11 protein-coding genes are annotated in these 11,383 nt (G+C 64.8%); 7 read left to right on the top strand and 4 right to left on the bottom strand.

Translation table 11 applies throughout. The features are described 5' to 3' along the window. Window positions 1-336: 336 nt before the first annotated feature. Complete coding sequence (locus QQK95_RS29925; protein WP_284278014.1) at window positions 337-1,254, bottom strand: LysR family transcriptional regulator; 918 nt, start codon at window positions 1,252-1,254, stop codon at window positions 337-339. Window positions 1,255-1,393: 139 nt separating this feature from the next. On the opposite strand from QQK95_RS29925, the gene QQK95_RS29920 reads away from it, so the two are divergent. Next, the gene (locus QQK95_RS29920) at window positions 1,394-2,032 is read left to right on the top strand and encodes a DsbA family protein (protein ID WP_284278013.1); all 639 of its coding nucleotides are present in this window, start codon (window positions 1,394-1,396) and stop codon (window positions 2,030-2,032) included. 38 nt (window positions 2,033-2,070) lie between these two features. Then, the gene (locus QQK95_RS29915) at window positions 2,071-2,682 is read left to right on the top strand and encodes an NAD(P)-dependent oxidoreductase (RefSeq protein ID WP_284278012.1); all 612 of its coding nucleotides are present in this window, start codon (window positions 2,071-2,073) and stop codon (window positions 2,680-2,682) included. Here QQK95_RS29915 and QQK95_RS29910 read toward each other — a convergent pair whose 3' ends face one another. Beyond that, window positions 2,683-3,486, bottom strand: a complete 804-nt coding sequence (locus tag QQK95_RS29910) for a hypothetical protein (RefSeq protein WP_284278011.1) — start codon at window positions 3,484-3,486, stop codon at window positions 2,683-2,685. A gap of 179 nt (window positions 3,487-3,665) precedes the next feature. Here QQK95_RS29910 and QQK95_RS29905 point away from each other — a divergent pair, with 179 nt between their 5' ends. Then, window positions 3,666-4,448 carry a DeoR/GlpR family DNA-binding transcription regulator gene (locus tag QQK95_RS29905; RefSeq protein WP_284278010.1) on the top strand — a complete coding sequence of 261 codons (783 nt, stop codon included), beginning with the start codon at window positions 3,666-3,668 and terminating at the stop codon, window positions 4,446-4,448. Here QQK95_RS29905 and QQK95_RS29900 read toward each other — a convergent pair. Then, window positions 4,427-5,902, bottom strand: coding sequence for an ROK family protein (locus tag QQK95_RS29900; RefSeq protein ID WP_284278009.1), 1,476 nt, complete (start codon window positions 5,900-5,902; stop codon window positions 4,427-4,429). The genes QQK95_RS29905 and QQK95_RS29900 overlap by 22 nt on opposite strands. Window positions 5,903-5,986: 84 nt before the next feature. Then, window positions 5,987-6,895 (bottom strand): tagatose-bisphosphate aldolase, encoded by a 909-nt coding sequence (locus QQK95_RS29895; RefSeq protein ID WP_284278008.1) that lies wholly within the window; start codon window positions 6,893-6,895, stop codon window positions 5,987-5,989. A gap of 273 nt (window positions 6,896-7,168) precedes the next feature. On the opposite strand from QQK95_RS29895, the gene QQK95_RS29890 reads away from it, so the two are divergent. From QQK95_RS29890 to QQK95_RS29875, 4 genes are all read left to right on the top strand, one after another. Next, a complete protein-coding gene (locus QQK95_RS29890) occupies window positions 7,169-8,068 on the top strand; it encodes a sugar-binding transcriptional regulator (protein WP_019861322.1) in 900 nt (299 codons plus the stop codon). A 411-nt stretch (window positions 8,069-8,479) separates the two neighbouring features. Next, on the top strand, window positions 8,480-9,457 hold the full coding sequence (locus tag QQK95_RS29885) for an ABC transporter substrate-binding protein (protein WP_284278007.1): 978 nt from the start codon (window positions 8,480-8,482) through the stop codon (window positions 9,455-9,457). A gap of 93 nt (window positions 9,458-9,550) precedes the next feature. Beyond that, window positions 9,551-10,612, top strand: coding sequence for an ABC transporter permease subunit (locus QQK95_RS29880; protein WP_202357778.1), 1,062 nt, complete (start codon window positions 9,551-9,553; stop codon window positions 10,610-10,612). Continuing rightward, window positions 10,605-11,360 (top strand): ATP-binding cassette domain-containing protein, encoded by a 756-nt coding sequence (locus QQK95_RS29875; protein ID WP_284278006.1) that lies wholly within the window; start codon window positions 10,605-10,607, stop codon window positions 11,358-11,360. The genes QQK95_RS29880 and QQK95_RS29875 overlap by 8 nt, the downstream gene beginning before the upstream one ends. Window positions 11,361-11,383: the final 23 nt, after the last annotated feature.

Genomic DNA, 11,383 nt, shown 5'->3' with positions numbered 1-11,383 from the left:
TAGCTCGTCAGGCTCATAACCTGAAGGTCACAGGTTCAAATCCTGTCCCCGCAACCAACTTCGCAAAACGGCCCGCCTGGCTTCCCGCCCGCGGGCCGTTTTGCGTTTTGCGGCTATGCTAGCCGTCGAGCGGCTCCCGCTCAGCCGCCCGCACGCAGACAAAGCCGAATCTCCGGACAAAAACGCAAAGCCTCTCCCAAAACCAAACGTCATAACCGCCCGCCAGGCTCAAAACCCCGGCGCGCCGGTTTTGCGTTCGGGGCCCGATTGAAACACGACCACTCCCCAAGGCGTTCCGATGTAAGTTTCCACTGACATTACGTGCTGTGTGCCGCGTTACGTCTTGGCGGCGCCGCGTGCTCGTTTTTTCTCGGCGGCGACGAGCAGTTCGACGAAGGCGCGCACCTTGGCGGGCCGGAAGCGGGCCGGCGGGAACACCGCGTGGATGCCGCCGGTCGGCAAGGTCCATCCGTCGAATATCCGCACAAGCCGCCCTGCGGCGATATCCGCATCGACCGCATAGTCGGGAAATATGCCCAGACCGATGCCGGCGAGCACGCACGCATAGGCCGCCGGGCTTTTGTCGCAGACGACGACGGGATTGAGTTCGGTCAGCACCGTCTCGCCGTCCCTGGAGAACAGCCATTGGCCGACGCCGCGCAACTGGGCATTGCCGACCCAGGCCAGCGATCGCGCCTGGTTCGGGCGCGCATCCGCGGGCAGGCTTGCGGTGAAGGCCGGACTGGCAACGACGATCTGTTGAATCGTGCCCAGTCGCCGCGCCTGGTTGGAGGAATCGGTAAGCCAGCCGACACGAATGCCGAGATCGATCTGTTCGTCGACCAGACTGCTCACCGTATCGTCGAAGATCGCTTCTACCCGCATCTGCGGATAGGCCTTCAGATACGCCGCCATGACCGGCGCCACCACTCTGGTGCCGTAGTCGAGCGGCGCGGTCAGCTTCAGCGTTCCGCTCGGCTCGACCGCTGCGTGCGAGATTTCACCGTAGGCCGACTCCGCCTCGCGCAGGATGATCATCGCGCGATCATAAAAGAGCCGACCTTCCTCGGTCGGGGTGACGCGCCGCGTCGTGCGCTGCAGCAACGTCGCGCCCAGTTCCTCTTCGAGCCTGCCGACCTGATGGCTGACCACGGCCTTGGCGACGCCAAGCCGGTCCGCGGCTGACGTGAACGAGCCGGTTTCCATCACGGTGGTGAAGTAAACGAGCCGATTGAGGTTCAGAAGGTCGGCCAAGATGATTGCTTTTGTCTGATCTGATCAGACAGTTTGTATTATTGGGCACCATTTATCGCAAGGCCTCCCACTGCCACATACGACCAAGGATTTTTGGCGGCGCGTCAGCCGACAGTCCGGACCAAGGATGGCAGCGATCGTGAGCAACTCAGACGTGACTTACCTTTTCGATCCGCTCTGCGGCTGGTGCTACGGCGCCACGCCGATGCTAGACAGGCTCTCGGCCAGCGGCGTGGGCATCGAGCTGCTGCCGACCGGCCTGTTCTCCGGCGCCGGTGCGAGGCCGATGGATGAAGGCTTTGCCGCCCATGCCTGGTCGAATGACCAGCGCATCGAGCGTCTGACCGGGCAAGCGTTCACGCAGGCCTACCGAAACAATGTCCTCAATATCCGTGGCACCTTGCTCGACTCGCATGCCGCCACGCTCGGCATCAGTGCTGCCGGACTGGAAGGTCCCAGCCGACGGCTCACAGCACTGAAGGCGATCCAGCATGCGCGCTATGTCGATGGCCGCGATATCGTAACTGTCGATGGTGTGGCCGCCGTGCTTGCCGATGCCGGCATGGCCGACGCCGCAGCAATGCTGAAGAAGCCGACCGAAACCTTGCTAACCGCGCATCGCGAGCTGGTCGGCCGGGGCCGAGCGCTGTTCCAGCGCCTGCATGCCAACGGCGTGCCTTCGCTGGCAGTCATCCGCAACGATGCGCCGCGGCTCATCGGTTCGAACGCGCTATTCGGCAGCTTCGACAATCTCGTCGCCCATATCGCGGCGGCGTGATCCTCCCAACTGACCTCCAACAAGGACTGGAAAAGGACATGGCAAAAGTCGCTCTCATCGGCGCATCAGGCGCCGTCGGTTCGCGCCTGCTCAAGGAACTCTCCGATCGTGGCCACACGGTCACCGGCATCGCCCGCAACCCCGAAAAGATCGCCGCGCTGCCTGGCGTGACGGCAAGGAAGGGTGATGTCTTCGATAAGGAAGGTCTCGCCAAGCTGATCCGTGGCCATGATGTGGTGATCAGCGCCGTGCATTTCGTGGACAGCGACCCCGACATGCTGATCGCCGCGGTGCGTGCTTCCGGCGTGAAGCGCTATCTCATTGTTGGCGGCGCCGGCAGTCTTGAAGTCGCGCCCGGCAAAAGGCTGGTCGACACGCCCGAATTCCCTGCAATCTACAAGCCCGAGGCACAGAAGGGCGCTGACTTCCTCGACAAGCTGAAGACGGTCGAGGATCTCGATTGGACGTTCCTGTCGCCCTCCGCCATGTTCGTCCCGGGCGAGCGCACCGGCAAATTCCGCCTCGGCAAGGACACGCTGCTGGCCTCGGACAAGGGCAGCAGCATCTCCTTCGAGGACTACGCCATCGTCATGGTCGACGAGATCGAAAAGCCGTCCCACATCAGGCAGCGTTTTACCGTCGGCTATTGATCAACCGGCCGCGGCCGTGTCTCGATCGAGGCCGGCCGATGCCAGCCGCATCAGGGCTTCGCGGATACCGACGCGCCGATAGGTTTCGGTGACGAGGCCGTCCTGTCTCAGTTCCTGGCGGCGGCGCTCGACGAAGGCGCGTTCCTCGGCGGTCAAATCGTGCTCGCGCTTGCGCAGCCAGTCCTGGTAGGACGAATCGAGTTCCTTGACCGGTTTGGCGGCGGTCGAAACCGAAGCCGGCCGGCTGTCGGTGTAGCGCGGCCGCAAGGCACTGTTGGGATTGTATTCGGTTCGCTTGTCGTTGCCTGAAATGACAAGGTCGGGATCCGCGACCCGGCCCGACGGGCTGTAGACGAAGGCCGAGGCGATGCGGTCGAGTGCGGCATCGACCTCCTTCGGCCGATGCACGACCTCGCGCGGCGCGCGATCCGGAACGGCCAGCCTTGTGATGCCGCGATCGTTGATGGCGTCGAGCACCTCGCGATGGTCGAGCGAAGTGATGACCTCGCGCCGGGCCGGCCAGAAATCATAGGGCGCATGCGCGCCGTAGCCCTTGCCGATGTGGAAGGCATAGATTTCGGGATAGACCGTCAGCTCCGTGCGGCGGCTCGGCTTGATGTCATAGAAGGAGGTGATGGCGATCTGCAGCAGATGGGTGGCGCCGATGCCGCCAAGCGCATCGTCGATCACCAGGCCGAAGCGGTCATGCGGGTTCCAGTCCGGCAAGGCCTGCGCGATCGAGGCGGGCTTGCCGTCAATCTCGACGTCGAACATGTCAGCCTTCAGCAATGTCACGACATGCATTGCGGTTTCCATCGTCTTGAGCCGATTCGCCGGAACGTCATCAGATCAGCAGCGCTTGCGCTTGTCAGCCGGCTTCCGGCCTGAACCGTTCGAATGAAGGCAGCCCTGCTTGCGTTGCAAGACGCCTTCCCCATCAACGTCGGTGTCGCTAATGTTCCAGACTTCTCGGAGGACACATCATGGAGCAGAGCCGGCTGTCGAAGAAGGAGCGGCACGAGCTCATCCTGTCGGAAGTGCGCCGGTCGGCTTCGATCCGTGTCTCCAGGCTCGCCTTGCGCCTGGGTGTCGCCGGCGAAACGATCCGGCGCGACCTTATCGAACTTGGCGATGCGGGGTTGCTCAACCGAACCTACGGCGGCGCGACGATCTCACTGGTGACATCCGAACCGGTGATCGCCGAGCGTAGCCAGACCATGATCGAGGAGCGGGCGCTGATCGGGCGTGGTGCGGCCGGACTGGTCGAGAAAGGCCAGATCGTGATGATCGATGGCGGCTCGACGACCTATGAGGTGGCGCGCAGTCTCTCACAGCTGAAGCGGGAGCTGACGATCATCACCAATTCCATCGGCGTGGCCTCGGTGGCCGGCGCCAATCCGAGCTTTCGGGTTATCCTGTGCCCCGGCACCTATGACAGCCGCGAAGCCAGCGTGCTCGGCGAGGATACAGTGGAATTCGTCAGGCGCTACAATGCCGACATCGCCATCATCGGCGCCTCGAGCCTGTCCGCGGACGGGCCCAGTGACATGATCTCGGGGGCGGCGGCGGTCAAGCGGACGATGATCTCCCTTGCGCTGTCTACAGTTCTTGTGGTGACCAACGACAAGTTCGGCCGCAACAGCCTCGAAAGCATCTGCGCGCTCGGCGCGCTTTCCGATATCGTCACGGATCGCGAACCGCAACCGGCGCTGCGCGCGGTCATCGAAGCGGCCGGAACGGAACTTCACGTCTGCAGCGGCGACTGAACCGGCCTTTCGACCGTCTGTGCGCTGCTGGCTGTCGTCGCTCGCAGCCAGGCTGTGATGGCTTCGAAGTCGATCGGTTTCGTCGTGTCGACGTCGAAGAGCGGTCCGCGCCGCAGCGGTTCGGCGCGCTTGGCGAGTTCGATCAGTTCAGGAATGTAGGCCGCACCGGGATGGCCGGCGGGGCGCTGGTCGAGCCGGGCGCCATAGCGCTCGGCGAGCACCTCGCCGGGCGCGTGGCACCAGATCTCGAAAGTCTGATCGACGCCAGCCTTCCGCAGATGGTCCTCGAGAACCTCGCGCGGCTGGAAGCCGAACCAGGCATCGACGATCACCGTGGTCCCTGCCGGGGATTCGCCGACGACCGACCAGATCGCCTGGTAGCTGGCGCGGCCGAGGGTCCGGTTGAACAGGCGGTCGCCGCCGCCGAGCACTTCGAGAAAGGGATTTTTGATCGTGTCGAGCGCCAGCAGCGGCCAGCCCATGCGATCGGCGATGCCGCGCGAGACGGTGCTCTTGCCGCTGGCGGGGATGCCGTTGACGAGCACGGCGCGCCGCGGGCGGCTGGGCTGGGTCGAGGACGAAAAGTGCGGTTCCGCCGCCAGGGCCTGGAGGCCGGCGCCGATCACGCCGGCGTCGTCACCGAGTTGCGCGGGTTCGACCTGGCACTGATACCAGGGCGCCAGCGCCGGCGCGCGGCCCAGCGCTGCATGTGCCGCCCGGCCGAGGCCGCCACCAAGCAGCACCAGCTCAGGAGCGAGCACGGCGACGGCGGTGTCGATGGCGGCGCGCAGCGGTTTCGCCCAGGCGTCCAGTACGCCGCGCGCCTGGATATCGCCGGCCGCGTCGCGGGCAAAGAGCTGATCGACCGAAATGTCGGCGCCGAGCCCGGCGCGCGCAATGTGACGGCCGAGCGCCGTGCCCGAACTGGTGGTCTCGACGCAGCCGCGCCGGCCGCAGGCGCAGACCTCGCCATTGATGTCCACTGTGATGTGGCCGAGCTGGCCTGCCGTTGCCGAGCCACGCGTGATCCGCCGATCTTGAGCGACGGCGCCGCCAATGCCGGTGCCGATGGTGAACATGACGATGTTGCCATGACCGCGCCCGGCGCCGAGTGCCATCTCGGCGGCCAGCGCCATGTTGCAGTCATTGTCGATGACGACAGGCTTGCCTGTCATGTCTTCCAGGCGCTGGGCCAGCGCAACCGAGGCGAGGTTGACATAGCCGCCCGACAGCACCGCGCCGCGCCGCGCATCGACGCGGCCGGGAACGCCGACGCCGATCGCCTTCACGTCAGGCGTGTCGAGAAGGCGCACCATGTCGGCGATGCGGCCGAGCACCAGTTCCGGGTCGGGCGCGCTCCTTTCGGAAACGCGCTTGAGGATTTCACCGGTGCCGGAAATGCGGGCGGCACGCAGATTGGTGCCTCCGATGTCTATTCCTATGCTGAGAGGCATGGCGTCCTGCACTTGTTTTCACGCGATTCCGGACGCAAAGCCGCTTCACTCTTTCGCTGGAATAGCTCTCGTCCAACGCAACTGTCAGGCAGCGGCTTTCTGCCGGTAGTGGCCGATCACGGCCTGGATTTCACGCAATCGCGGCACTGCGATGGTCTTAAGCCTTTCGCGCTGGATGTCACGGTCGAGCGAGATGCAGTCCTTCCACAGCGAACGGCCGGCGATGACGCCCGAGGCGCCATTCTGCATTGCGATCTCGACCTGGCCAAGGAAGGTCGCGTGGTTGACGCCGGCCGAAAGCACCGCCCACGGCACGTCACCGGCCATTTTGGTGATGTTGGCGCAGGCTTCCGGCGTTCCGGGGTAGGGAAGCTTCAGCACCTTGGCGCCGCACTCCAGCGAAATCCTGGTGCCTTCTTCGACAAGCCATGGCGTCTTGGCCGCATAGTCCTCGGGGCTTTCCCCATCGAGCTGGTAGGTCAGGAACTCGACGACCAGCAACAGGTCTTCCTGCCCGAAATCGGCGATGCACTGGCGCAGGATGGCGATGTTGTGTTCGTTCGCCTCAGGCTTGTCGGCCCGCAGATACACCATGATCTTGCCGCCGGTGCCGCCGAGCGCGCGGACGCGGCGCGCGTCTATGCCGGGAACCAGGCGAGACAGGCGGTAGCCCTCGGGCGAGACGTCGAAACCGGAAGCATCGAGGCCGATGAGCAGCGCCGTGTCGCGATTCAAGACGCCCTCGTCGACAATGCGAGGCACCGCGCAGAGCGGGTCGAGCAACACGCAGGACGCCGCACTGGCGAGGTAGCGCGTGATGTCGGCCTTGGTGTCGCCGAGCATGTCGTTGGTGATCTTGGCTTGTTCCGCAGGGTCCGATGCCAGCAAGGTCCGCATGCCGCCGCGCTGGTCGCAGGCGATGGCCACCATGGCCCCGTCCTTGCCGCATATCTGCTGGTAGCCGCGCAGTTCCGCGGTGGTCATCTTGGTCATGGTCTCAATCCGATGTTGGCGCTCTCTGGACGAAGAGCGCGGATCCCGTGGAAAACAACGATGTTCAGTTCTGCCTGCCGGCAGGACCCCGTGACGCGCCATCGCCTCCGTAGAAAGCGCCTCGCCGGGCTCGCGGCCCGGAAGCCGGCGCACGTTGCGAGTTGGCTGGATTTGCGCGATAACTCCCGTCGGCCTATGTGTGTGTAACACGTTGCTGAAAGGAATTGCAAGCTGTCTATCCCTCCCATCCAGGATGCGACCGCATCGCGGACGATGCTGCACACCGTGGCCAAGCTGCATTATGTGGAGGAGATGTCGCAGGTCGATATCGCTCGCCGGCTCGGAGTCTCCACCGCGACGATTTCGCGCCTGCTGCAGCGGGCGCGGGCCGAGGGCATTGTCCGCATCGAGGTTCTCGACCTGGCAACGCCGGAGGATATCACCAGACAACTGATCGACGGCTTGAAATTGCGCGATGCCGCAGTGGTCGAGACGCCGGCGGCGGGCACGCTGGCGGCGCTCGCGGCGCCCCTTGGCGGGCTGCTCAGGCAAGCGCAACTGGTGGCGGGCTCCGTCGTCGCCATCGGCTGGGGGCGCGCCGTGCGCGAGGTCATCCGGGCCGGCCTGCCGCGCATGCCGGGCGTGCTGACCGTGGCTGCCACCGGTGGCATGCAGCAGCAGGCGGCGCATTTTCAGGTCAACGAATTCGTGCGGCTTGCAGCCGAGGAGTTCGGCGGCACCCCGCATTTCATCCACGCGCCCTATCTGCCGTCCAGCGAATTGCGAGAAGTCTTCCTGCGCGACACCGCCATCCGTGATGCTGTCGCTTTGTGGGAGAGGACCGATGTCGCGATCGTCGGTATCGGCCTGCCGCATGCCATCAATGCCCCCGAGGCGAGTGCCGCCACGCCGAGCGAGCAGGCGCTGGTTCATGCCGCCGGCGACGTGCTTCGCCATTACTTCGATGCCGAAGGCACGCTGATTGCCTGGGAAGGGGAGAGCCGGATGATCGCCATGTCGCCGGCACAGTTGCGCGCGGTGCCGCTGGTCATCGGGCTGGCCGCGTCGCCGGAAAAGGCGACGGCAATTATTGCCGCCGTTCGCGCGGGTCTCATCAACACGTTGGTGACGGATACCAAAACGGCGCAGGCCATCCTCGCCGCGCTCGCGTAACGATTAGGCCAGGCAGGACGCTGTCGCGAAAACAAGTTGTGCCGCCAAAAGCCCCGGGTGATATTTGACCGGGGCTCTGCGGAGCAGTCGGATGTCGTACGGTGTGAAAAGCCCGGCGCTGCCAGCTCGGAAAAACCGAGTTGCAATTTATTTCTGCAAAGTGTTACAAGTTCGAGCGCCCACCGGCAAGGCGAGGCGTGGGACACAGTTTGCCGGACCTCGCGGAGGCTAGGGAACGGGGCTGTGGCCAGGTGCGCCGGCGACTGACCGCCGACATATCGACTGGAGGGCGCTTGGGAGGAGCTGCCCGCAAAAAGCAAACAGGCGTTCCCGGCCGTCGGCATCCGAATGGATGACGGCCATTCCAATGTCACTTGCAACGGCAGATCTGCCAACAATGAGGAGGATGTCATGAAGAAGATCGTTGCCGCGCTCGCGGCGCTCGCCGTCAGTGCCACGGTGCTGATCGCGCCCGCGCAGGCGCAGGACAAGAAATATACGATTGCGCTCATTCCGGGCCTGACCACCGACGGCTTCTACATCACCATGCGCAAGGGCGCGCAAGCGGCGGCCGACGCGCTTGGCGTCAACCTGGTTTTCCAGGGCGCGCCGGACTTCAACCCGGTCACCCAGGTGCCGGTGCTCGACGCGGTCATCGCCAAGAAGCCGGATGCCATCCTGATCGCGCCGACCGACAAGGTCCAACTGGTCGAGCCGCTGCGCAAGGCCAATGACGCCGGCATTCCAGTCATCACCGTCGACACTTTCATCGGCAGCGGCGTCTACCAAACCGGCGCCGGCGATGCCGACTTCCCGCTGGCCTATATCGCTTCCGATAACGTGCTCGGCGGCGAGATCGCGGCGCGGGCTCTGGCCACGTCCATCGGCGACAAGGGCAAGGTCTACGTCTCGAACGTCAAGCCCGGCATCTCGACCACGGACCAGCGCGAGGAAGGCTTCAAGAAAGAGATGGCCAAGCACCCGGGCATCACCGTGCTGGAGACTCAGTTCAATGACGATGACGCCAACAAGGCGGCCTCGCAGCTGCAGGCGGTGTTCGCGCGCAATCCCGACCTGGTCGGCGTGTTCGGCGCCAACCTGTTCTCGGCGCTGGGTGCCGCCAACGGCGTCAAGCAGGCCGGACAGACGGGTACGGTCAAGGTCGTCGCCTTCGACGCTCCGACCAGCATCGTCGACAACATCAACACCGGCCTGGTCGACGTGGCCATCGCCCAGCATCCCGCCGAGATCGGCTATTACGGCGTCGTCTCGGCCTATGCCCACCTGACCGGCCATTCGATCCCGGTCACCATCGGCACCGGCTTCACGATCATGGACAAGTCCAACATCGCGGACCCGAACATCTCGAAGTATCTCTACTCCGAGTAAGTCCAGCACAGTCTGGCTCCTCCCGGTCCGCCGGGAGGAGCGTGCATTAGGTCCTCGCCAATCGAGACCTGTTGAAGGCGCCGCGGAGTATCCATGACCTCGACATCACCAGCCCAGCCTGCCGAGAAGCATGTCGCCCCTCAGGCCGATCATGGCGATCCGGCCAGGAGCCTGGTCGCACGCATCGCCGAAGGCCGCGCCTGGCTGTTCCTGGCCGGACTGCTCATCTGTTTCGAGATCTGGTCGCGGCTCGCCTTCGGCGCGACCTTCGTGCTCAATCCGTTCAACCTGCAGTCCATCGCCATCTTCGCCGTGGCGCCGCTGCTGCTGGCGACCGGCCAGACCTTCGTCATCATTTCAGGCGGCATCGACCTGTCGCTCGGCTTCATCATGGGCCTGGCCGCCGTCATCGCCGCGCACGCCACCAACATGGCGGGCGCCGCCATTCCGCTGCCGCTGGCCATGCTGGCCGGCATCCTCGCCTCGGTGATCGTTGCCGGCGTGCCGGGCATCATCAACGGCCTGCTGATCTCGCGCCTCAAGGTGCCGCCTTTCATCGGCACGCTCGGCATGTTCGGCGTCGCGCGCGGTGCTGCCTTCCTGCTTGCCGGCGGCACCACCGTGCCGGTGCAGAATTCCTGGTTCGCGCTGCTCGGCAACGGCAAGTTCTATGGCGTGCCCTATCTGGTGCTGATCACCGCGGTCTTCGTCATCGTCATGCACTATCTGCTCAGCCAGACCCGGTTCGGCCAGCACAATTATGCCATCGGCGCCAATGTGCAGGCGGCGCGGCGGGCAGGCATCGACATCAGGGGCCACATATTGCGGCTCTATGTGTTGTCGGCGATGTGCGCCGGCCTCGGCGGCGCGCTCTATGCCGCCCGCTTCACGGCGGGCGCCGCGCAAGCCGGCGAGCCCCTGCTGCTCGACAGCGTCGCGGCGGTGGTGATCGGCGGCGCCAGCCTGTTCGGCGGCTCCGGCACCATCTTCGGCACGGTAGCCGGCGCGCTGGTGATCGCGGTCATCCAGTACGGGCTGGTCTTCGTCAATGTCGAGCCGTTCTGGCAGTTCATCGCCGTCGGCGTCGTCATCATCATTTCCGTTCTTATCGACCAGGCGCAGCGCCGGTTCAGTGGAGCCCGTCAGGATGAATAGCACCAACCAGAACACGCCCCTGCTGGAAGTCCGGAATCTCTCCAAGCATTTCGGCGCCGTGCGTGCGCTCAACGACTTCTCCATGGCCGTGCGGCCGGGCGAAGTGGTGGCGCTGGCCGGTGACAACGGCGCCGGCAAGACGACGCTGATCAAGGCGATATCGGGCGTGTTCCAGCCGACGGGTGGCGAGATCCTGCTGCGAGGTCAGCCGGTGACGTTCGCGACGCCGCAGGAGGCGCGCGAAAAGGGCATCGAGACGATTTATCAGGACCTCGCGCTCGCCGACAATCTGTCGATCGGCGCCAACATCTTTCTTGGCCGCGAACCGATGCGCAAGGCGTTCGGATTCCTGCCGGTGCTCGACCGCAAGGCGATGGCCGAAGCGGCCAAGGCAACGATGGGGCGGCTGGACTTCCATGTCAGCCGGCTCGAGGCTCCGGTCAGCAATTTCTCCGGCGGCCAGCGTCAGGCCGTCGCCATCGGCCGCGCCGTCTATTGGGATGCGCAGATCCTGATCATGGACGAGCCGACCGCCGCACTTGGCGTGCCGGAGCAGCGCAAGGTGATCTCGCTGATCCACCAGCTCAAGGCGCAAGGACGCGGCGTGATCTTCATCTCGCATAACCTGCAGGACATTTTCGCGGTGTCTGACCGCATTGTCGTGCTGAGGCGCGGCGTCCAGGCCGGTGAGCGCAAGATCTCCGAGACCAACCATGACGAGGTCGTCAAGCTGAGGGTCGGCGGCTAAGCTGTGCCGATATTCAGCCGGCC

The sequence above is a fragment of the Mesorhizobium huakuii genome, assembly GCF_030160235.1.
GTDB lineage: Bacteria > Pseudomonadota > Alphaproteobacteria > Rhizobiales > Rhizobiaceae > Mesorhizobium > Mesorhizobium huakuii.
The sequence above is the reverse complement of the archived record's forward strand: the minus strand, read 5'-3'. Positions and strand labels throughout refer to the sequence as shown.

Coding starts and splice junctions, on each gene's coding strand:
- QQK95_RS29915 (WP_284278012.1), top strand. CDS start 2,071: ATGGCAAAAGTCGCTCTCATCGGCGCATCAGGCGCCGTCGGTTCGCGC.
- QQK95_RS29910 (WP_284278011.1), bottom strand. CDS start 3,486: ATGCATGTCGTGACATTGCTGAAGGCTGACATGTTCGACGTCGAGATT.
- QQK95_RS29905 (WP_284278010.1), top strand. CDS start 3,666: ATGGAGCAGAGCCGGCTGTCGAAGAAGGAGCGGCACGAGCTCATCCTG.
- QQK95_RS29900 (WP_284278009.1), bottom strand. CDS start 5,902: ATGCCTCTCAGCATAGGAATAGACATCGGAGGCACCAATCTGCGTGCC.
- QQK95_RS29895 (WP_284278008.1), bottom strand. CDS start 6,895: ATGACCAAGATGACCACCGCGGAACTGCGCGGCTACCAGCAGATATGC.
- QQK95_RS29890 (WP_019861322.1), top strand. CDS start 7,169: ATGCTGCACACCGTGGCCAAGCTGCATTATGTGGAGGAGATGTCGCAG.
- QQK95_RS29885 (WP_284278007.1), top strand. CDS start 8,480: ATGAAGAAGATCGTTGCCGCGCTCGCGGCGCTCGCCGTCAGTGCCACG.
- QQK95_RS29880 (WP_202357778.1), top strand. CDS start 9,551: ATGACCTCGACATCACCAGCCCAGCCTGCCGAGAAGCATGTCGCCCCT.
- QQK95_RS29875 (WP_284278006.1), top strand. CDS start 10,605: ATGAATAGCACCAACCAGAACACGCCCCTGCTGGAAGTCCGGAATCTC.